The organism is Fusobacterium sp. (assembly GCF_032477075.1).
GTDB lineage: Bacteria > Fusobacteriota > Fusobacteriia > Fusobacteriales > Fusobacteriaceae > Fusobacterium_A.
Map to the genome: position 1 here is coordinate 1 of NZ_JAWDXO010000047.1, position 20,678 is coordinate 20,678.

The following is a 20,678-nucleotide window of genomic DNA, read 5'->3' on the forward strand; positions in this document are numbered from 1 at the left end:
TTCTCTTTCCAGCTGTATTCTAGTTAAAAGATCACTTTTTGTTTCCTGAATATCTTCTGCTGTTATTCCTGCACTTAAAGATATTCCTCCAGTTATCATGAAGGCTATCAAGAGTGAAAGAGAATAACTAACTTTTCTTTTTAAAAATCTCTTTAAAGATTTTTCTATGTCACCTTTTCTCATAAAATCTTCCCCCTATATTAATTTCCTACCTTTACTTTTTGTTCCATCTTATCTAATCTGCTCAAGTATTCATTAAGTTTTTCATTTTCAAGTAAAATAAGTTCAATTTCATTATTATTAGTTTTAAACTTATCATATACTTCATCAAATTTCTGACTTAAAAATACTCTATTTTCATTTGGTTCCTCCCCTAAGATTTCTTCAAGCTTCATGATTTCTTCTTCTTCCATTTTCAAGAAAGCCATTCTTTCCTTTCCTATTTCAAAAGCTGCTCCTGCTGCTGCTATTTTAGCTTCTGGAGTATTTTCACTTCTGAATACTTTCTCTTCAAGAGATTCATTCATATCTCTTCTGATATCTTCTAATATCTTTTTCCCCTTTTTTTCCTCTTCTTTTTCTGCTGCTATTCTGGCTTTTTCTCCATCTTCAATAGCTTTTTGCCTTTCCTTTTCTTCAGTCTGTATTTCTCTTCTTATCTGTTCAAGAACTTTTCTGCCCTCTTTTTCACTTATTTCCTGTGAATAAACTGCTGTAATTAGACAAGATAAAAAAAGAGATAACATCGCTATTTTTCTCATCTTTCCCTCCTTAAATTATGCTTAAATTCTTTTTGTATATTTGACAAACAAAAATACTAAAAACAAAGTTTTTAGATATATATGGTATACATTTTTCACTAAGAAAATATATACTTATTTTGTTATCATATACACATTGTAACATAAAAAAAAATCACATACAAATAAAAAGAATATATATCATGTGTAATTTTAAATAAATATTTTTTTATTTAGATTTATAGTATACAATAGATTGTAATTTTTTTTATATTTTACATATGTAATTTTATTTAGATTTATTTATTTTATAAATTACTTTAAATATAAGGTAACATATACTACTGTTTTCTAAAAAAATCTCTGTTATAGTGTTTATATGGATAATATAAAATTAGGAAGGACAAATATGGAAATAAATATTTTGAAAAATATTCCTCATGAATAAATAACTGTTTTAAAAGATTTAGTTACAGTACGAGTAGGGTAAATAGTAAGTAAAACTCTTGTTCAAAACAATGCAGTAAGCTTGACTTGATTTGCTTTTGATAAAAGTGAGTAAATAAGTACCCACGAATCTTCAGGAGAGCTATGGTAACTATTTTTAGAAGGAACAGGAGCTTTTACAGTAGATGGAAAAAAATATATTTTAAATCAGGAGGGAAACTCTTGTAATGCCTGCAAAAAAACTCATTCAATTTTTGCTCAAGAATCATTTAAAATGTTTCTTACAGTTGTTTTCCATAAAAATAATTAATTAAATATAAAAGGACACTCATTTGAGTGTCCTTTTATATTTGTATCCCTATACCCATAGATACCAGAAGAAAGGTTATTATTATTATACTTATAATTATTGAAGCTGAACTTGTAAAACCTGCTATTCCAACATCTCCATCACATCTTTCAGTAAATACTGCTGACAGCGCTGAAACTGGGGCGAATACTGCTATTGCCAATACTTGACGTATTTCCAATGGAAAGGGCATGAACTTATAAAACAACAATGCCATTATTCCAGAAGCTATATATCTCACTGCCAATATAAACCCAGCCTTTGAAAGATAATCATATCTGAATTTTATCTCAAACATCATTCCTATCATAAGCATGGAAACAAATCCATTGGCAGCTCCTATCACTGAGGTCACGGAAATTATCTCTTCAGGTATATGGATATTCAACAAAGCCAATACCAACATACTTGTATATGTTACAAAGGGAACTGATGAAAAAAGTCTTTTTATAGACTGTAAAAAAGAAGCTTTTTCTCCAGTTTTTATTACTGCAGATGTCACTGCGTAAGAACCTCCAGTACAGCTTATAGAATTTCCTATATCAAACATACATACTGCTACTACTCCAAATGCTCCCAGAAAGTTCTGAACAAAGGGCAGAGTAAATGCTCCTATATTATATCCTGATAAATTAAGCATATATAATGCCCTTACTTTATCTTCTTTTTTCTTTGAAAGAATATATCCTAGAACTATCATTACCATATTACATCCAAGTCCTAGAAGTACAAGTATAAAGAGTGAATCTTCTTTTTGAAAACTTCCAAAGCTAGTGATTATTGCTGCTGGAAGAGTTATATTTATAACTATCTTTGTTACTATTCTATAATCATCTGGTGCAAAGAATTTTCTTTTTTTCAACACATACCCCATTATTATGATAAAGACAAAAGCTGAGGCTTTCATCAGAACTTGTTTCATAAAACTTCCCCCTGTCATTTGATTTTTAATATTTGATATTATATACCCTTTTCTTTCATTTAACTATAATTATGTAAAAAAACCTTTTAAAGATTTTAAAGTAATATAAAATATATACTTTCTGTTTTTTTATGAATCATTGTTTTAATTGTAAAATAATTAAAATAAGTATATACTTTATATGTAGAATAAATATACAGGAGGATAAAATTATGCCAGAATTGTTTTACCAAAAACCAGAGATATATAGAATTCTTGTACCCTTACCAGAAAATCCATTAAAAACTTTAAATTCTTACTTAATAAAATCAGAGAATAGAAATCTATTAATTGATACTGGTTTTAATCGTCCAGAATGTTATGAAGCTCTTATAGAAAATTTGAAAAAATTAAATGTGGATATGGAGAAAACAGATATTTTTTTAACTCATCTGCATTCTGATCATACTGGGCTTATAAATAAGATTGCTCATGAAAATAGTAAAATCTATATTGGAAAAACTGATTATGAATATATAGTTGAAAATCTAAAAGGTTTAAATTGGAAAGAGTCAGAGAAAAGATTTGCTTCTGAAGGTTTCCCTTATGAAATAATAGAAAGATTGAGAAAAACAAATCAAGCAAGAATTTTTGCTCCAGATGGAATATTTGAATCAATTTCACTTGAGGATGGAGATAAATTTAATATTGATAAATTAGAATTTACTGTTATTCTTACTCCAGGACATACACCTGGTCATACATGTCTGTATTTAGAAAAAGAAAAACTTCTATTTTCAGGAGACCACATTCTTTTTGATATAACTCCAAATATAACTGCATGGTTAAAAGTAAAAGATTCTTTGAGAGATTACATCAGCAGTTTAGAAAAAATAAAAAGATTTGAAATAAAGAAAACTTTTCCAGGACATAGAACACCTTCTGAAGATATTTACAATAGAATAGATGAGATAGTAGAGCATCATAAATCTAGACTATTAGATACACTTGAAGTAATCAAAGAACATTCCAATGGATTAACAGCATATGAAATAGCCAGCTTAATGAAATGGAATATGAGAGGAAAATCATGGTCAGAATTTCCAGATAATCAAAAATGGTTTGCTGTTGGAGAAACATTGTCTCATTTAGATTTTTTAATCAATGAAAATAAAATAGTTAAATTTAAAAGTGATGACATATACAAATATAAATTAAAATAAAATCTTTTGTAAAAAAACTAGTTTCAAGTGAATTTTTATATCACTTTTAACTAGTTTTTCTTTATTTTATTATTTTATATTTCTGCTAAAGCCACTTAACATTATTAAATCTTCTAAAAGTTCATTTTTAGGTGTAACAGAAGAATATTCTAATACCAAATTTGCAGCTGGTGTTTTCTCATAAATATTCTTTATTATCTCTTTAAAATCAAACTTTCCATTAAAAACTGATTGATGAGTATCCTTTTCTCCATTATTATTATGGAGATGGTATCCTATTATATCATCTTTCAGTATTTCTATTAAAATTTTCATATTCCAGTTATTTAATAGAGCATGTCCTATATCTATAAGGGAATAAAATCCATATTTTTTTATGAGTTCAATATATTCTTCCTGATTATACAGCATATTTTTTCTGATTCCTACATTTTCTACTGCTATCTTTACAGATTTTTTTTCAGCTATTTTTACTATTTCTTTTATTCTATTTTCTATTATATTTTTATCAATTTCATTTTCTAAAGTTTCATTAGTATGAAGTACCAGAAATTCCCCTTTATATTTTTGGGTTATATCTATAGCTTTTTTAAAATCTTCTAGTATTTCTTCCCAGTTTTTTTCCGATACTGTAAGTTTAAAATATCTATATGGTCCATGAAATGAAACATTTTCCATTGAATAATTTTCAAGAATTTTATTTAACTTTTCAGTATGTTTCTCATCATGAGATTCTATAAAAAATTCTATATTTCTTATTTTATTATCCATAAAAAAATTTATTGTATCTTCATAGTTGTCACTGGCACATATAAGATCACTAACATATATTTTATTCATATTTTCTCCATTCATACTAATTACTTTATAAGTTTCATAATTTCATTTTGTGCTTCTTCAAGAGCTTCATTTGCTGGTTTTTCACCACTTAATATAATATCTCTGGCATCTATAAGTATCTGTTCTGCCTTTAATCCATTACTTCCTGAAAAACTTGCCCATTGTCCCATATCCGGCATTTGGCTCGCTGCTACACTCATTAATTTATTTTCAGTAAGAAATCTGTCTATTCCTGTTCCCTTTTCCACAATAGTAGGTGGCAGATATCCTGTACCTTTAGTCCATTTTTCAGTAGAATCAGCACTTAAAAGAAATTTCATAAATCTCCAAGCTGCCTGTTGATCCTCTGGTGATTTTGCCATTATCATAAGCATATTACCTCCAGCTGGAAGTTTTCTTTCCTTTCCATCAAATAATGGGAACTTTGCTCCTCTTAAGTCAAATTTAGCACTTGATTCAAAGTTTTCTCTTTTACCAATTGTTGTCACTACCATCCCCAGTTTTCCATTTAGAAAAGTCTGGAATCCTTCATCATTACTTGCATGTATTGCTGATTTATCCTTTACCATATCTGCTGTGAGCTGATAAGCTTCTGCTGATTCTTTTGATGAAAATGTAGGTATTGTGACTCCATTTTCCACCTTCAGCATCTGTCCTCCATTTCCTTCTAACAAAGCCTGTTGAGCCCAGTTATCAGCATATTCCTGCATGAAGAACCCTGGATTTCCAGTTTTCATCTTTATTGTCATAGCTGCTTCTGCCACTTCTTTCCAAGTCTTTGGAGGAGTATCTGCATTAAGTCCTGCTTCTTTAAATAAATCTGCATTGATATACATAATAGGATTACTTATAGAATAAGGTATCCCCACCTGCTCTCCATTTACCTGTCCAAGTTCAAGAATATTAGGAAGGAAATTTTTATCAAGAAAGTTTTTATCCTCTGGAAAATATTTATTTATAACATCCTGTGCTGGTGTATATTCAAAATTATCCTTTGCATAGTTTAGATATGAATACCCCATTTGAACTATTGCAGGGTATTTATTTGAAGCTATTGATACCTGAAGATTTTGAGTAAGACCTTTGTACATATCAGGATTAAATTTCTCAACTACCTGAATATCTTTATTCTGTTCATTAAATTCTTTGATTAGTTCTTTTATAGCCCCTCCTCCAAAAGTTTCTGAAGCTACATGCCAGTATTCTATCTGAACTGGTTTTTTCTCTTGTGCTGTATTTTCAGTTGATGTTTTTTCTCCCTGTGAACATGCAGCCATGAACATCATTGTTCCTAATATCAATCCATTTTTCAAATTTGCTTTCAATTTCTTTCCTCCTGTTAAATATTTATTTAAATTTTTATTATTCCATTTCTATATTATTTTCAGTAGCTATATCAAAGAAAAGCATATTTTTCTTTGTAAACTTTATATACACATCTTCATATCTTTTAAAATCACTGTCATTTGGTACAGAGGCCATAACTTTTTCTTCACCATTTACTGTTATCAGCAGACATTTCTGACTTCCATAATTTTCTATTTTAGCTATATTTCCCTTTATACTGTTTTCAGATTTATCTCTGCTCACTTTTACATATTCAGGTCTGATACCCAGATATACCTCTCTTCTTTTCTCAATAAGTTCTCTTTTTTCATCAGATAACTTTATTGTATTATTTTTAAATAGAATATCCCCTTCATTTATATTTGCCCTGAGTATGTTTATCTGAGGTATTCCTATAAATTTAGCTACAAATACATTTACTGGATTGTTATATATTTTCTCAGGAGTATCTATCTGCTGAAGATATCCTTTATTTAATACTGCTATTCTGTGACCTATTGTCATAGCTTCTATCTGGTCATGAGTCACATATACAAATGTAGGTCTGTACAGATTATGAAGTTTTACAAGTTTCTCTCTTGAGGTATTTCTCAGCTGTACATCAAGATTTGATAAGGGTTCATCTAAAAGAAAGAATGGAGACTGTTTCACAACAGCTCTGCACAGAGCAACTCTCTGTCTTTGCCCTCCTGAAAGTTCTTTAGAATATCTTTTTTCCAATCCTTCAAGATTTAATATCTTCAATGCCTCTCTGGCTCTTTTTTCTATCTCTTCTCTTTCTACCTTATTCATCCTAAGACCAAATGTTATATTATCCCAGACAGTCATATGAGGATAGAGAGCATAGTTTTGAAATACCATTGCTACATTTCTTTCTCCAGCTTCTATATCATTCATTAATTTATCTCCAAAATACAATTCCCCTGATGTTATTTTTTCAAGACCTGCTATCATTCTTAATGTGGTACTCTTTCCACACCCAGATGGACCTAAGAGAACAAGTCTCTCTCCTGGATTAATTTCCAGATTGAGATTTTTTACTACTTGAGTACTTCCATAGTCTTTACATACATTTTTAAACATTATACTGCTCATTTTGTCTCCTTTTAATTATCCTTTTATTCCCGACTTAACAAAGCTAGTCATTATCATTCTCTGGCAAAATATGTATAGAATTATTGGAAAAATTATAGTCATTCCAGCTATTGCCATAGTTATTCCCCAATTATTTCCTCCTTCTGAACTTATGAACATCTGAAGTGCAAGAGATAATGTATAGTTTTCCTTGCTGCTCAGTATTATCAAGGGCCAGAAATACTCGTTCCATGAATTGATAAAGAACAATATTCCCATTGCTATTATAGAATTTTTTATCATAGGTATTATGAGATGTATCAAAGTTCTTGTTTCAGATATATTATCTATTTTAGCTACCTCTAAAAGAGATTTTGGTATTCCTCTCATATTCTGCATCATTAAAAGTATTCCTAAAGCATCTGCTAACTGAGGAAGAATGACTCCAAAACTAGTATCCAATATCCCCAGTTTTGACACAGTTAAATAGTTTGGAATCATTGTTACTGTAAAAGGAACAAACAAAGTAATCAATATCATTGAATAAATTATTTTCTTCCCTTTAAATTCCTTATATGTCATGACATAAGCTGCCATAATACTTGTAATTATTTTTCCCAAAGTGACCATTGCTGAAATAAAGAAAGTATTCCATATATATTTTATTATTGGAACATTATTCCATATGTGTTTATAGTTTTCAAGTGTAATTACTGATGGAATCAGTTTTAAAGGTTCAGAAAATACCTGATCCATACTTTTCAGTGATATAGAAAGCATATATATCAAAGGAAATATCTGCAAGAGAATAATTATAAAAAATAATATATGCCATTTTTTTTCTCTAGTTTTCATAATATACTCCTTTTTCCAGTATTTTTATCTTCAGACTTATCAATACAAAGAAAAACAGAGTAGTGATTATAGCCAGTGCCGAAGCCCTTCCTGTCTGAAAAAAGGTAAAAGCATACTGATATATACTGTATACAAGGTTTGTACTTCCATTATTTGGTCCTCCCTGAGTAAGGACATTTATAGGGACAAACACCTGTTGAAGTCCATATACTACTGTCATTATTGACACATACAAAGCTGTGGAAGATGTCATTGGAAGTACTATATATATAAATATTTGAAGATTAGAAAGCTTATCTATTTTGGCACTTTCTATTAATTCTGATGGAACTTCCAGTATCCCTGCTAAAAGAAGTATCAAATTATATCCAAATATTTTCCATGCGGTTATAATGCTCACCAAAAGAATTACCAATCCATTGGTTTTCAGCCAAAATAGAGATTCTATCCCAAATAATTCATAAACTTTTGATATAGGCCCTGACATAGGATTGAAAAGCCATAAGAACACCAGAGAAGCTACCACAAGGGAAATTATACTTGGAAAAAATATCATTGCTCTATAGAAGCTTTTTAATCTGCTGATAAGCAGTGCCAGTGCATAAGCAAATACATATGGCAGTATGAAATTGAATATTCCTAAAAATATTATATATAGGAATGTATTTCCCAGAGATTTGTATATAACTGAATCAGTCAATATATTTGTATAATTATCCAGTAATATAAATTTCTTATTTTTACTTATCATATTCCAGTCAAAAAAACTGAGATAAATAGTTCTCAATATAGGCCAGAAAACAAATGCAGTAAAAATTCCTATAGCTGGAACTAAAAGCGCAATCATGTAATTTTCTTTTTTTATTTTCAACTAAACCTCTCCTCAATATTTATTATTTTTATATTGAAATATTAGCACCTTTATGTAAATAAAATATAAAATTAATGTATAATAACAGTAAAAACTTTTTTACAGTTATTTTACATTTTATCAATCATCCAAATAGAAAAAAGAGATTGAAATGCCTATCAATCTCTTTTTATATTATTTTATACTGTTATTGTCTACCAGCCTGTAACTAATAAATTTCTAGCTGCTTTTTTACTGCATTTCTGATATTTTGAGTAAGCTTCTGCTCCTCTCTCTCTTATTTTTTCATTATCCTCTTTTTTCAGATAGCCATTTACTGCTGTATGAATAGTATATGCTTCTGGTGCCATACGTCCTGTTGTCCATATTAAAGGATTGACATTTGCAGAATTTAAATGTTTAGAAAAATAAAGTTTGCTGTAACAGGCAAGTATAATTATATCTCTTTTTTTCTTGTCTTTATTTACATATTTATTTCTGATATTAAAGTCCATAAGTCCATTATGGCCAATATATGATATTAAACCAGCATTGCCACCTATTCCAATAGTTTTTCCATTCAGCTCTATTGTATCTTTTTCTATTCCAGAACCAGCACTTAAGAAATCTTTTGTACACTCTTTAATATACTTGCCATCATAGGCATCTGCTATGAGATAGGTATCTTTTTCTGTTATATGTTTAAATATAACCCTTTCAAGTACTATAGAATTTAATTTTTCCGATTTTACCAGCTTCCATTCCTTACTTCTTTTAAAATAGGTTTTTATCCCATAAGCACAGCCCCAGTAAAGATTATTTTCTGAATCCTGTCCATTTCCTATTTTTTCTGGTACCTTAACTATTCCCTGATATTTGTTATCACAAAGAGCTACAAAGATATGTATTGATTTAATTTCTTTATTTTTATCTTGACTATCTGCCTTTAAAGTGAAGCTATAAAAAATTAGAAAACCAAAAATAAAAAATATTCTCATTTTTTTCATAATTTCTCCATATCTTCCCATTTTAAAGTGCTGTACCTTTAGTAGGAACAAAAAAATGCGACATATCAACTTTTTCAAGCTCCAGCAGTTTAACTTTTTTACTGATACCACTTGCAAATCCTGTCAAACTTCCATTTTTTCCTATAACACGATGACATGGAATGATAATGGAAATAGGATTATGCCCTACTGCTCCACCAACTGCCTGACTGGACATTCTTTCTTTTCCCATTTTATCAGCTAAAATTTCTGCAATTTCACCATAAGTAATAGTTTTTCCATAAGGAATTTTACATAAAACATCCCATACAGCTTTTCTAAACTCTCCACCTTTTGGAGATAATGGAAGTTCTGAAATATCTGGTTTCTCTCCATTAAAATATCTATCCAGCCATTTTTTTGTAATTTTAAATACTGAAAGTTCTGATTTATCTTCTATCTTCTCTTTGATAGTAGCAGCATAATACTTTTGCCCCTCATACCATAATCCAATGAGATTATCTCCATCACTTGCCAGTAATATTTTTCCTAAAGGTGATGAATAGTGTGTTGAATAATTCATTTTCTGCCTCCTTAATTCATTTATTGCAACGAATTCCACAAATTAACTGTTGCATAACTCCGCCATGGGCGCCAGGCTTCTGCTAAAGTCAGTATTTCCTTTGAAGTATATGGTGCCAATGCCTTTTTTACTCCATAATCAGTTTCCAGAAAAGCATCAGTCCATCCCATAGCACGCATAGCAATATATTGAGCTGTCCAGCTTCCTATTCCAGAGATATTCATCAATTTTTTTATCCCTTTTTCTGGAGAATTGCAGGAATTAAAATCTATATTTTTCTCTGCAAAAGCTTTAGCAAGCTCTAAAATAGTCTTTGATCTTGTTTGAATTATCCCTATTTTTCTAAGATATTCATTAGTCTCATCTTTTAAATTCAGAATATCTTCTGGCTCTGGAAAAATATGAGTCAGTCCTTCTATTCCAGTTTGAACTGGTGTACCAAAGTTTTCTGTAAGTCTCGCTGCTAATGTTCTTGCTGCTTTTATAGTAATCTGCTGACCTAAAACTGCTCTTACTGCCATTTCATAAGGATTGAAACAACCAGGTACACGAATGCCCAATACACGAAGTTCAGTATTGATTTCATTCATTGATTCCAGTCCTTCATATACTGCATATGGGTCACAAGACAAGTCAAAAAGATGTCGTACACGAGTTAATACCTGTGATAATACAGGAAGAAGGGCAGCTGACATTGTAACCTTCAGAGTACTTCCAACAGGCTGATGCTCAACTTGTATCCAGCCATATATATGCTGTTCTTCATTTACAAAATGTACAGTACGATAATACTTATTATCTCTCACTGTTTCCACCCCTGGAATAGCACGCAGAGCAAGAAACTTTAAGATATGTTCCCACTGATAAGGAGGGCGATAGCCCAATGCCAAGGTAATTTTATCAGTTTGTTTTCCTTCATTTCCTGTCTGTTTACGTAAAGCAGTAGGTACAAGTTTATACTGTTTTTTAAAAACATCATTAAAGCGTCTTAAACTTCCAAAGCCAGAAGCCATTGCAACTTCAAGAACTGATAAATTTGTATCAGTAAGCAGGCTTTTAGCAAGAAGCAGTCTGCAGGTTTGCAGATACTGTGTAGGAGTTACATTATATTCTGATACAAAGACTCTGCGTAAATGACGGGATGTACATCCAAGATGACTAGCAGTTTCCTCTATACTATCACCATTTCCACATTCTTCTTCCAGTGTTTTAGCTGCATGACTGACAAGAGAAGCTGTAGCATCTGTAATAGAAGTTCCTGGTGCAAGTTCTGGTCTGCATATGAGACATGGCCGATAACCTCCCTGTTCTGCCGCTGCCGCTGTAGAGAAAAAAGTACAGTTTTCAAATTTTGGCATTTTTGCTCGACATACTGGACGACAATATACTTTTGTAGAGGATACCCCTACAAAAAAACGTCCATCAAATCTTGTATCTTTTGCTTTAAATGCCATATACCATGCATATTTTTTATCTTTCAGCATCATCCCACCTTCCTTTTTTATAATTATATCATCCTTTTTTAAAAAAATCTGGCTGTTTTCGGACATGAATTTTTTTATATTTAAAATTTTTATCCATATTCCTCTAAATAACAAAATGATATTATATTTTTTTATTCTTTAGTTCTAAAATAAGTTCTGACATATTCAAGCCATAATCATCTGTTATTATTACTGCATAAAGAAAAAACTTATGGAGAGTGATGAATATGAAAAAATTAACTGTTATAGGAGCTATGTTATTAGCTTTAGGAGCTACTGCATTTGCAGGTGGACACAAAAACTGGAACAATTCTGATGGAGGAAGAAATTTTCTTTTGAATAATTCTTGCCAACCACCTTCAACTCCTATGAACTTTAAGAAAAATCCTGAAATGGAAAAAAGCAGTATTCTTATTGAAGAAAAAAGATTAGAGATAAAAAAAGAACTGCTTAAAGATGCTCCTGATTGGAATAAAGTTGAAAAACTTAATACGGAAATAAGTACTGAAAGAGGAAAAATGAAAACTGCTGTAATGAAAGCCAGATTTGAATATAATAAAACTCTTCCTAACCAAAATTAAATATAAGAACATGAAAGCAGAGATTTATTCTGCTTTTTTCATATAGAAATTAAAATCACAAATAATTTTAAAAATTTATTTAAAGTTCTTTTAAAATATAATATAAAAAATTATATTTTAATTATATATATTTAATTTACATTAATTTCTTATTTGTATACAATAAATAATATGGTATAATTCATTATCTTATATTTTATTGTTAACTTTTTTTATTTATAAAAATCTAAAACAAAGATATTCTTAAAATCTTGTTTTTAGTTTTCTTTTATTAAAAAATAAAGATCCAAATTATCAAACTTTGTATAAAATTCTATTAAATATAAAAAATGGGAGGGATTTAAATGAAGTATAAATTAAAGTCAGAACTTGACCTAATGGGAACTGCTCTGAATGTCCTCTGTTTAACAATTGGTTTTGGAATAGTAGGACTTATTTTAAATTATGGATTGCGATTTATATTTAGAAGTTTTACTTTATCTTCTTGGTTTATTGTATTCTACAGTATATTCACATTTATTTTCCTAATAATTCATATTATTAAAATTGTTATATCTACAACAATTATTGAAAAAATAGAAGAGAAATAAAAGGTATAAAAAATTTAAAAAATTATATAAACTAAGGAGAAGAGGAGAACTATTGTGAACTACAGCAAAGAAAATCAAGATAAATTACTTGCACAGGCATTGGCAGATTATGATATATTGGGAAAGGGCAGTGAAATAAAAGCTGTGGCCAAAAAACTTCCTACTATAAGTCATGAAGAAACAGTTACAGTAAGTAAAGAGAATCCTTTGGAATATTGTAAAAAGATATTAGAAAAACAAGGAAATGTACTTGAATATGATGAAATTAATCAGAGGCTGATAGCCATGGTTGGAAGTGGATTTTTTAATTTAAATCCAGCCATTCTAATCCTTCATGTAATTAATCATGAAGTATACATAAGTGCAGCTGCTAAGGAAGGTCTTATAAAACAGCAAACTGCAAAAAAAGCTATTAGTAAATTTATATCTTTAATTTAGATGATTATACTTATTGATATAATTATAAATAAGATTAAAATATGGATTATAATTATTAAAAAATATATGAAATATAATATTAAAAAAACTATTGTTTCTTTATAGCTGGGAGAGATTATGATAACTTTTAATGAAAAGGATATTAAAAAAGCCTGTAAAAAGAGATTTTCATTTTTTATAAATGAAAAATTTTTAAATAATGTAAAAAGTTTAAGTATATGGGTTAGTGGAGATAGTATTTCTTTAAAGGATTTAGAACTTTTTCCTAATTTAGTAGATTTATATATAGATAAAGATGAAGGGACTTATGAAATAGAAGATATAGATGTTATATATAAATGTGAGAAATTAAAAATATTAACACTTTCTAAATGTAAATCTTTTTATTTTCCTATTAATTATTTTCAAAATTTAACTGAACTATATTTCTATGATACAGAAATAGAAGACTTTTATTTCTTAAGGGAAATGCCTCAGTTGAATGATTTAATTCTAACTGGGGAAAATATAAAGGATCTTGGATTTTTAAAAAATCTCCCATCTCTTAAATATTTATCTTTAGAGGAAACAAGTGTAAGGGATATATCCTCTCTGAAATATTTAGTGGAACTTGAAGATATAGATTTTGAAGATAATGATTTAATAGAAGATTACAGTATTGTAGATGATCTTCCTTCACTTTTGAGTTATTCAATAGATGGGGATTATTTTGATAAAGATGAGGAATATGCTGATGATGAGAAAACAGATGAGGAATATGAAGAAAAAGAAAAAAACAGAAGTTCAAAAAAGATAATTTCTAAAATTCTAATTCCTATATTTTATTTTATTTTAGCTATTTTATTTATATACTACAAAAATATTTTCAAATAAATTAAAATTATTTAAATCAAAAATATTCTTTAATACTTTAAATATATGAAAGTAATATATAAAAATAAATATTTTTTAAATATAAAAAAGGAAAACAAAATTGTTATAGTATATTATTATTACAAATATCTATCCTCAAGATGTTTTAATATATAGAAAAGGAATCTCTACGGTGTCGAGATTCCTTTTTTGTTTTAAAAAATTTGAATAGAATAAAACTCTTCTTAATAAAATTAAATAAAAAAGTATGAAAATAGATATTTTATCTTATCCTTAAAATATCAGATAACTAAGATGGAAACTCTAATACACTTTTCCAGTTTTTTAATTATAAATTTTATATTAATATATTTTTAAAATTTTAATTTTTTCAACAATACAATGCTATTTTAATTTAAAATCCATTAAAATATAGAAAACTTAGAAAATATTTAATTTACTATCTTATTAATAAAATCAATTTCAGTTTTAGTTCCCTCATGAGGATTATTCCATAATCCTTTTGTTAAAGAAATACGCAGTAAGCATGTATTTTGGTCTTCATCATTATTTGCTTCATAATACCAAGCAGCAAATATTTCTCTCAACTTTGTCATCATTTCTATATTTTTTTCATCACACACCCAACCTAAGTTTTCTCCAATACCATCAGCTGTAAAATTTTCTACAATGACACAAATAGCTACATGAGGATTTTTTAATAATTCCAACATCTTATTTGAAGTTGCATAAGTAACAATATAAAAAGCTCCATCTTCATAGTATGCATCTACAATACGAGAGGCTGGTTTACTTTTTCCATCAATTCCTGTTTCTAGTGAAATAGTAGAAAGAGTTATCAATCCATCTTTATTTCCTACCTGTTTTTCTAACAATTTCATAGCTTCTTCATATTTATTCATTTTTCATCCTCCCACAATTGATTTATAATTTACTTTTCTATTTAATCTCCATGTTTGTTATTCTTCATCACCTTCACTTAATTATAGATATATATAATTAAAATAACACATTTATTTTATTTTTACAACTATTATTTTTTAAATTAAACATATTATTTAGAAAATCTCATACTTTATTAGTTAGAAAAAAACAAATAAAGATAGTAATCAATAAGCTGCTCTTCTGTTTAATTTATATTTTTAATTATATATAAAAAAGTGAATATCTAGGAAATTATGTTGAAAAAGCTATTATTTTTCATTCTTTTAAAATTATGCTATAATAAAAGAAATAGAGAAATAAATTGAAATATTAGAGGGGAATATTTATGAAATTATATGAATTGGTAAATAAATATCATATTGGAACAAATTTAACTTGTGCTGAGGCAATGTTTAAAGCTTGTAACGAATATTATCATCTAAATCTTGCTGAAGAAACTAGAAAGATGTTTTCTCTAATGGGAATTGGAATGCAAACAGAAAAATCATGTTGTGGTGCATTTACTGTTGCAGTAGGTGTCATAGGACTTGTTACAACCCAAGAAGGACAGACAGATTACGATAACATACAAGGTTATGAAATGGTATGTGAACTTACTGATTTTTTTACAAGCCTTTTTACAACTCTACATTGTGCAGAGCTACTGCAACTTGAAATTATTGGTTTTGATAACCCTTGTCATGCATTAGTTGAAGAAATCGCAAAAAAACTGGAAGAATTACTTTTTAAGAAAAAAATCAATTATTCATGAACTAATATATTTCAAAAAATAATTAATAATAATTATCATGACAAAAACAGATAAATTCTTTGTCTGTTTTTATTTTGATATTTTGTCTCTAAAATTCTATTTTTTCTTTGTTATAAAATTTCAATTTTTGTAATACAATTATTCATATATAAATATAAGAGGTGTAACATGGATTTTAAGACTTTTTTAAAAACTAAAAGAGAAGAATTAGGCTATACTCAGAATGGACTGGCTAAAACGATCAAGATGACACAATCATATTATAACTGTCTTGAAAATGGGGAAATAAAAAATCCTCCAGGTGAAAAAATACTTAATAAAATGATAAAAATATTAAAGCTTAATGATGAAGAGATTGCTAGATTTAATTATTTAATAGCTATAGAAAGAACTCCTTCACTAATACTAAAAAGACTAAAAACACTAACAATACAAAAAAACAAAAAACTTCCTAAACATAAATATATTCAATTTTATTCAAAAACAAATACAGAAACAGAACCTTCTGCTAAAGAAAAAAATTTAAATTTTATTTCCTTACCTGAAGTAAGAAATACTAAAACTCTTTTCACTATCAATATGGAAGGAGATTCAATGGAACCTTTTATTAAAAATTCTTCTCTTATTATTTGCAGAAAAAATATGGAAGTTAAAAATAATGAAATAGGGGTTTTTATTATAAATGGAGAATATTGTGTTAAAAGATTGAAGATAGCTAAAAACTATATTGCTCTTACCAGCGACAATCACAATTATCCCCCTATTTTTATTAGCCAAGAAGATAAATTAAACATTGTTGGAAAAGCATTAAAAGTTATAAATGATATTCAATAATTTTAATTATATTTTTTACTATATTTAGGTTTTGCAAAGTTATCATATAGTTTGCCTTTTAATTATCATTCCTAAATCTTCTTCAATAATTTCTTTTATATTTTCAGCCACTTTTAAAGTTGCAAGACCATTAGATAAAATAATAGCTATTTTTAAAAAAAATTATTAGTTATAAGTACTTTAAAAAAATATTGTAGCTATAGAAAGTTTTAATGATGATAATAAAGTTATCTCCTTAAGTAACCAGGTTAGTTTTACTTTACTTTCAATTCAGCATACCATATAATAAAATAACATACATAAGGGAAATACAAAAGGTTGAAATATCTTTATGGCTGGGAAAAATTACAATAAAGTATGTTGATATTACTAAAATAGATTGGTATTGGATTCAATTTGGCTCAAATAAAAAAAGTAGTTTAGAACGAAAGAAAAACTACCAACTTAAAGTGTGCAAGGCATCAGGAAATACTATTATTGCAGCTTCATTTATTGAAACCAATGCTGTTGCAAAAAATGGTGGAAGTTTGTCATTAAAAAATGTATATGAACAACTGTGCTTATATTCAGGACAACTCCCAAATAATGATGACTGAGTCAGTATATTCTCATAAGATTTCATAAATGTATAAAAAATAAATTTATCTATTACTTTCTCATACTCATTAAAATAATTAAACGTTTCTTTCCTTTTCCATTATTTCACCTTAAAAACTAGGTATACTGTAGATAGATTATGTCTGTTAAAAGCTTTTAAAGTGGATTTTATAAAGTCATTTTTTATAACTTCTAAAATTATATGTATTTTTCTATGGATGAAAATATTCGTATTTGATTAATTTAAAAAGAAAGACTATAATATAATTATCAACGAAAGCTAACAAAATACATGATTAAAGTTTGGAGGTATCAGTTATGGATATTTTAAATGTATTAAAAACACGTTACTCAACAAAGGTATTTGACAAAACTAAAAAACTAACTGAAGAACAAATCTCTCAGCTTGAAGATTTACTTCAGCTTTCTCCATCTTCAACAAATATTCAGCCTTGGTATTTTATTCTTACTACAAGTGATGAAGGTAAAAAAAGGATTACTAAAAGTTCACAAGGTTTTTACTCCTTTAATGAACAAAAAATTTTAGATGCAAGTGCAGTTATTATTTTTGCTTCACAGATTGATTTAACAGAGGAGCATCTTAATAAAGTTCTTGAAAAAGAAGATGCTGACGGAAGATTTATAAAAAAGGAATTTAAAGAACAAAATCGTAGTGGAAAAAGTGTTTTTGCCAATATGCATAAATTTGACTATAAAGATTTTCAGCACTGGACAGATAAGCAGTTGTATCTCAACTTAGGTAACTTCTTACTTGGTGTAGCTGCTCTTGGACTAGATGCAGTTCCAATGGAGGGTTTTGATTTTAAAGTAGCTGATGAAGAATTTGGACTTCGTAAAAAGGGCTATAGCTCATCAATCATTGTAGCAGTTGGTTACCATAGTGAAAATGATTTTAATAAAAACTTACCTAAATCAAGGCTTTCTAAAAAAGATATTATAGAAAGAGTTTAATTTAAAGTCCTTTTGATTGAAGATGATAAAATTATTAGAGAAGAAATAGAAAGTGCTCTGCTTATTTTTAACTAAAATTGTACTGTCAAATTCATTTAAATCTATAGAATTAAGAGATATTTAAGTTTTCAATATCTCTTTTCTTATTTATTGACAATAAAATTACATATTATTCTTTCTATAGAAATTTCTTTAAAAACTTTATATAGAAACCCTTTGAGTAACTTACTAAAATAATTAATAAAATAAGAAATGATAAAATTTCACTAGCTTTTGCAATTTTTGTGAATTTTTCTATATTATATTACATTTATGAAAAAATAATATGCTAAAATTAAAGATAGAAAATAATTTAAAAAGTACAAAAGAGTAGTTATGAAAGAAATATTTTTAGTAGTTATATTGCTGCTATTAGTTGGTGGCTGCATAAAGAAGTTATTGAAGATTATGACAAAACCATTGAATTAAATCCTGACCTTAAAAATTCAATTAAAGACTAAAGTTTATATAATCTTTTCTGATAAAATAAAAACTTGAATCTATGATTTTTATTTTAAAACAAGAGAGGAGGAATATTTGTCTTTATGCTATTTTTTCTTATTTATGTGCTTTGCTTCTAAATTTAAAATCTGACCTTATTTTTCTAATTTAAAATATAAAAACTGTAGATGAAAAGCTCCATCTACAGTCTAACAAAATTTACTTTTTTTATATTTTCTAATTCTTTAAGAATAGTTTTTAACCATTTAATATGTGTGTCTTTTATATTAGAAGTCTTATTCGTTTCAGGGTCAGTAACTAAAATAAGTTCTGCAATTTTCTGATAAAATAATTAGAATCCATCAATATTAAATTCTGAATACTTTTCAAAAGCAGAATATACAAATTTACTCTTCTTTCCATATCTCTTCCAATACTATTTTGTTTATTCCAAGTTCTAAAAATAACAACTCTACTAAATTTATATATCTTGTATATTTCTCTTTAGTCGATAAATCATATCCTCCACTTAATATTCTTATTAATTCTTTTTCCTCTATTCCTGTTTCTCTTATTAATTTAGAAACAGATACTTTTTGCTCTTTCCTTTTTAATTCCAATAATTCAAATGTTATAAGCTGTTTTTTCATAGTAAATATATCTTGAATCATTTCTTCTAAATCCTCTTCTGTATAACTTGCTATTTTTCTTCTATAATAAAAATATATTATTACTGCTAATATTGGTAATAACACTAAAAATTTCACAAAATTTTCCTCCTTTATTCTATAATAATTTTTTAATCATTATATTTATTAATGTTATTATATATTATATTCATGTCATTTCGTATACAATTCTATGTATTTATGTTTCAGTTTTATGTCTTTTAGATGTCTTTAAGTAAAATTAGATAAAAATACAAAAAAGCAGCTTAATAGCTGCTCAGTAAGATTTTTAATAAAACAAAGGTCAATTTTAACCTTCTATATTGCTGATTTTTTTAATTCATATGTGTAAATTTGAGAGTAAGTTTCATTTTCACCTTCTCTAATTCTCTGTATTCTGTATATTCTGGAAATACTCCTTTGACTTTTAAATTCATTTATCAGGCAGATTTTTTCAGTATTTCTTATGTATTCTGTTTCTTCTAAATTATTTTTGGTACAGTAGAATTTTTTCTGCTTTTTATTATTTCAATAGATTTTTAGAAACTCTGAATTTCACTGTTTTCTTTGGATATATTGTCATTGGTTCTCTTGTTGCTGGATTGGCTATTGTTCTCGACTTCCTTTCCAGCACTTCAAATACTCCTCTTCCTAAAAACTTTACCTGTTTATCTGTTGCTAATGCTTGCTGCAAAGTTTCAAGAAATATTTCTATTTCCTTTAATGCTTTTTTTTCTGATATTTCTCCATTACTCATTTTGCTATATTCTTTTGATAATTCTTTTTTATTCATCAGCTTGCCCCATTTATTATGTCCTCCAATCCTGCTCCTGCCTTAAATTTTATTGTTTTCTTGGCTTTTGTATAGCCTGCCTTAGTCATTCTAGGTGTCATTACTTTTCTTGGTTTTACCTCTCTTTGTTCAAATGTTCCCCAATTTTTCAGTGTTACTTTTCTCCCTTCATTCAGGACTTTTAACAGAGTATTCCAGAATAAGTCTATTTTTTCTTTTACCTCTTTATGATTTGCTGCCTTGTTTCTTTTCTTATAGAATCTTATAAACTCCATTTCTGTCATAACTTTACTCCTTAAAATACTAAATTATTTATTAAAAGGCTGGCTATTTATCAGCCAGCCTTTCACTTTTTAATCTTTAGAACTTATATCCAAACCCTGCTCCTACTATCCATTCGCCTTTTGTTTTGTTTTTACCTGTACCATTATGTGAATCTCTTTCTATTGCATAAGTTCCCTTTAGATCAAAGAGCAT

General features: G+C 27.9%; 24 protein-coding genes. 8 read left to right on the forward strand and 16 right to left on the reverse strand.

The genetic code is table 11. The features are described from left to right. The 3 genes from E6771_RS14350 to E6771_RS14360 form a co-directional block, all read right to left on the reverse strand. On the reverse strand, positions 1-183 hold a 183-nt coding region (locus E6771_RS14350; RefSeq protein ID WP_316092029.1), incomplete at its 3' end, for an autotransporter-associated N-terminal domain-containing protein. A gap of 17 nt (positions 184-200) precedes the next feature. Continuing rightward, a complete protein-coding gene (locus E6771_RS14355) occupies positions 201-761 on the reverse strand; it encodes a hypothetical protein (protein WP_316092030.1) in 561 nt (186 codons plus the stop codon). Between the two features lie 770 nt (positions 762-1,531). After that, on the reverse strand, positions 1,532-2,458 hold the full coding sequence (locus E6771_RS14360) for an AEC family transporter (protein ID WP_316092031.1): 927 nt from the start codon (positions 2,456-2,458) through the stop codon (positions 1,532-1,534). Between the two features lie 212 nt (positions 2,459-2,670). Here E6771_RS14360 and E6771_RS14365 point away from each other — a divergent pair, with 212 nt between their 5' ends. After that, positions 2,671-3,660: an MBL fold metallo-hydrolase gene (locus tag E6771_RS14365; RefSeq protein ID WP_316092032.1), complete on the forward strand. Its 990-nt coding sequence runs from the start codon at positions 2,671-2,673 to the stop codon at positions 3,658-3,660. A 69-nt stretch (positions 3,661-3,729) separates the two neighbouring features. Here E6771_RS14365 and E6771_RS14370 read toward each other — a convergent pair whose 3' ends face one another. The 8 genes from E6771_RS14370 to E6771_RS14405 form a co-directional block, all read right to left on the reverse strand. Next, positions 3,730-4,500 (reverse strand): sugar phosphate isomerase/epimerase, encoded by a 771-nt coding sequence (locus tag E6771_RS14370; protein ID WP_316092033.1) that lies wholly within the window; start codon positions 4,498-4,500, stop codon positions 3,730-3,732. A gap of 20 nt (positions 4,501-4,520) precedes the next feature. Then, a complete protein-coding gene (locus E6771_RS14375; protein ID WP_316092034.1) occupies positions 4,521-5,825 on the reverse strand; it encodes an ABC transporter substrate-binding protein in 1,305 nt (434 codons plus the stop codon). A 37-nt stretch (positions 5,826-5,862) separates the two neighbouring features. Next, on the reverse strand, positions 5,863-6,942 hold the full coding sequence (locus tag E6771_RS14380; protein WP_316092035.1) for an ABC transporter ATP-binding protein: 1,080 nt from the start codon (positions 6,940-6,942) through the stop codon (positions 5,863-5,865). A gap of 15 nt (positions 6,943-6,957) precedes the next feature. After that, positions 6,958-7,776, reverse strand: coding sequence for a carbohydrate ABC transporter permease (locus E6771_RS14385; RefSeq protein ID WP_316092036.1), 819 nt, complete (start codon positions 7,774-7,776; stop codon positions 6,958-6,960). Beyond that, entirely contained in the window at positions 7,766-8,647 is an 882-nt protein-coding gene (locus E6771_RS14390) for a sugar ABC transporter permease (RefSeq protein ID WP_316092037.1), read from the reverse strand. Before E6771_RS14390 ends, E6771_RS14385 begins: the two co-directional genes overlap by 11 nt. A 194-nt stretch (positions 8,648-8,841) precedes the next feature. Beyond that, entirely contained in the window at positions 8,842-9,633 is a 792-nt protein-coding gene (locus E6771_RS14395) for a hypothetical protein (protein WP_316092038.1), read from the reverse strand. Between the two features lie 22 nt (positions 9,634-9,655). Continuing rightward, the gene (locus tag E6771_RS14400) at positions 9,656-10,195 is read right to left on the reverse strand and encodes a methylated-DNA--[protein]-cysteine S-methyltransferase (protein WP_316092039.1); all 540 of its coding nucleotides are present in this window, start codon (positions 10,193-10,195) and stop codon (positions 9,656-9,658) included. Positions 10,196-10,215: 20 nt separating this feature from the next. Then, positions 10,216-11,679, reverse strand: a complete 1,464-nt coding sequence (locus E6771_RS14405; protein WP_316092040.1) for an AlkA N-terminal domain-containing protein — start codon at positions 11,677-11,679, stop codon at positions 10,216-10,218. 227 nt (positions 11,680-11,906) lie between these two features. Between E6771_RS14405 and E6771_RS14410 the strand changes: the two genes are divergently transcribed. From E6771_RS14410 to E6771_RS14425, 4 genes are all read left to right on the forward strand, one after another. After that, positions 11,907-12,260, forward strand: coding sequence for a hypothetical protein (locus E6771_RS14410; RefSeq protein ID WP_316092041.1), 354 nt, complete (start codon positions 11,907-11,909; stop codon positions 12,258-12,260). 344 nt (positions 12,261-12,604) lie between these two features. Then, a complete protein-coding gene (locus E6771_RS14415) occupies positions 12,605-12,850 on the forward strand; it encodes a hypothetical protein (protein ID WP_316092042.1) in 246 nt (81 codons plus the stop codon). 54 nt (positions 12,851-12,904) lie between these two features. Continuing rightward, a complete protein-coding gene (locus E6771_RS14420) occupies positions 12,905-13,288 on the forward strand; it encodes a hypothetical protein (protein ID WP_316092043.1) in 384 nt (127 codons plus the stop codon). A gap of 117 nt (positions 13,289-13,405) precedes the next feature. Further along, entirely contained in the window at positions 13,406-14,161 is a 756-nt protein-coding gene (locus E6771_RS14425) for a hypothetical protein (protein ID WP_316092044.1), read from the forward strand. Between the two features lie 431 nt (positions 14,162-14,592). Here E6771_RS14425 and E6771_RS14430 read toward each other — a convergent pair whose 3' ends face one another. Further along, positions 14,593-15,063, reverse strand: coding sequence for a pyridoxamine 5'-phosphate oxidase family protein (locus E6771_RS14430; RefSeq protein WP_316092045.1), 471 nt, complete (start codon positions 15,061-15,063; stop codon positions 14,593-14,595). A gap of 368 nt (positions 15,064-15,431) precedes the next feature. Here E6771_RS14430 and E6771_RS14435 point away from each other — a divergent pair, with 368 nt between their 5' ends. Next, complete coding sequence (locus E6771_RS14435) at positions 15,432-15,857, forward strand: C-GCAxxG-C-C family (seleno)protein (RefSeq protein WP_316092046.1); 426 nt, start codon at positions 15,432-15,434, stop codon at positions 15,855-15,857. A 168-nt stretch (positions 15,858-16,025) separates the two neighbouring features. Beyond that, the gene (locus E6771_RS14440; RefSeq protein WP_316092047.1) at positions 16,026-16,691 is read left to right on the forward strand and encodes a S24 family peptidase; all 666 of its coding nucleotides are present in this window, start codon (positions 16,026-16,028) and stop codon (positions 16,689-16,691) included. Positions 16,692-17,127: 436 nt separating this feature from the next. On the opposite strand, the gene E6771_RS14445 is transcribed toward E6771_RS14440, so the two are convergent. Continuing rightward, a complete protein-coding gene (locus tag E6771_RS14445) occupies positions 17,128-17,313 on the reverse strand; it encodes a hypothetical protein (RefSeq protein WP_316092048.1) in 186 nt (61 codons plus the stop codon). Between the two features lie 293 nt (positions 17,314-17,606). Between E6771_RS14445 and nfsB the strand changes: the two genes are divergently transcribed. Next, complete coding sequence (gene nfsB, locus E6771_RS14450; RefSeq protein ID WP_316092049.1) at positions 17,607-18,260, forward strand: oxygen-insensitive NAD(P)H nitroreductase; 654 nt, start codon at positions 17,607-17,609, stop codon at positions 18,258-18,260. An 887-nt stretch (positions 18,261-19,147) separates the two neighbouring features. On the opposite strand, the gene E6771_RS14455 is transcribed toward nfsB, so the two are convergent. The 3 genes from E6771_RS14455 to E6771_RS14465 all read right to left on the reverse strand — a co-directional run bounded on the left by E6771_RS14455 (position 19,148) and on the right by E6771_RS14465 (position 20,485). Continuing rightward, on the reverse strand, positions 19,148-19,507 hold the full coding sequence (locus tag E6771_RS14455) for a hypothetical protein (RefSeq protein WP_316092050.1): 360 nt from the start codon (positions 19,505-19,507) through the stop codon (positions 19,148-19,150). A gap of 424 nt (positions 19,508-19,931) precedes the next feature. Further along, the gene (locus E6771_RS14460; protein ID WP_316092051.1) at positions 19,932-20,201 is read right to left on the reverse strand and encodes an HU family DNA-binding protein; all 270 of its coding nucleotides are present in this window, start codon (positions 20,199-20,201) and stop codon (positions 19,932-19,934) included. After that, positions 20,201-20,485, reverse strand: a complete 285-nt coding sequence (locus E6771_RS14465; protein ID WP_316092052.1) for an HU family DNA-binding protein — start codon at positions 20,483-20,485, stop codon at positions 20,201-20,203. The genes E6771_RS14460 and E6771_RS14465 overlap by 1 nt, the downstream gene beginning before the upstream one ends. Positions 20,486-20,678: the final 193 nt, after the last annotated feature.

Bases quoted from the DNA above. Each gene is read 5' to 3' on its own strand.
- E6771_RS14395 (WP_316092038.1), bottom strand. From the start codon at position 9,633: ATGAAAAAAATGAGAATATTTTTTATTTTTGGTTTTCTAATTTTTTAT.
- E6771_RS14440 (WP_316092047.1), top strand. From the start codon at position 16,026: ATGGATTTTAAGACTTTTTTAAAAACTAAAAGAGAAGAATTAGGCTAT.
- E6771_RS14355 (WP_316092030.1), bottom strand. From the start codon at position 761: ATGAGAAAAATAGCGATGTTATCTCTTTTTTTATCTTGTCTAATTACA.
- E6771_RS14430 (WP_316092045.1), bottom strand. From the start codon at position 15,063: ATGAATAAATATGAAGAAGCTATGAAATTGTTAGAAAAACAGGTAGGA.
- E6771_RS14385 (WP_316092036.1), bottom strand. From the start codon at position 7,776: ATGAAAACTAGAGAAAAAAAATGGCATATATTATTTTTTATAATTATT.
- E6771_RS14435 (WP_316092046.1), top strand. From the start codon at position 15,432: ATGAAATTATATGAATTGGTAAATAAATATCATATTGGAACAAATTTA.
- E6771_RS14465 (WP_316092052.1), bottom strand. From the start codon at position 20,485: ATGACAGAAATGGAGTTTATAAGATTCTATAAGAAAAGAAACAAGGCA.
- E6771_RS14380 (WP_316092035.1), bottom strand. From the start codon at position 6,942: ATGAGCAGTATAATGTTTAAAAATGTATGTAAAGACTATGGAAGTACT.
- E6771_RS14405 (WP_316092040.1), bottom strand. From the start codon at position 11,679: ATGCTGAAAGATAAAAAATATGCATGGTATATGGCATTTAAAGCAAAA.
- E6771_RS14400 (WP_316092039.1), bottom strand. From the start codon at position 10,195: ATGAATTATTCAACACACTATTCATCACCTTTAGGAAAAATATTACTG.
- E6771_RS14460 (WP_316092051.1), bottom strand. From the start codon at position 20,201: ATGAATAAAAAAGAATTATCAAAAGAATATAGCAAAATGAGTAATGGA.
- E6771_RS14445 (WP_316092048.1), bottom strand. From the start codon at position 17,313: ATGAAATCTTATGAGAATATACTGACTCAGTCATCATTATTTGGGAGT.
- E6771_RS14360 (WP_316092031.1), bottom strand. From the start codon at position 2,458: ATGAAACAAGTTCTGATGAAAGCCTCAGCTTTTGTCTTTATCATAATA.
- E6771_RS14365 (WP_316092032.1), top strand. From the start codon at position 2,671: ATGCCAGAATTGTTTTACCAAAAACCAGAGATATATAGAATTCTTGTA.
- E6771_RS14415 (WP_316092042.1), top strand. From the start codon at position 12,605: ATGAAGTATAAATTAAAGTCAGAACTTGACCTAATGGGAACTGCTCTG.
- E6771_RS14370 (WP_316092033.1), bottom strand. From the start codon at position 4,500: ATGAATAAAATATATGTTAGTGATCTTATATGTGCCAGTGACAACTAT.
- nfsB (WP_316092049.1), top strand. From the start codon at position 17,607: ATGGATATTTTAAATGTATTAAAAACACGTTACTCAACAAAGGTATTT.
- E6771_RS14425 (WP_316092044.1), top strand. From the start codon at position 13,406: ATGATAACTTTTAATGAAAAGGATATTAAAAAAGCCTGTAAAAAGAGA.
- E6771_RS14410 (WP_316092041.1), top strand. From the start codon at position 11,907: ATGAAAAAATTAACTGTTATAGGAGCTATGTTATTAGCTTTAGGAGCT.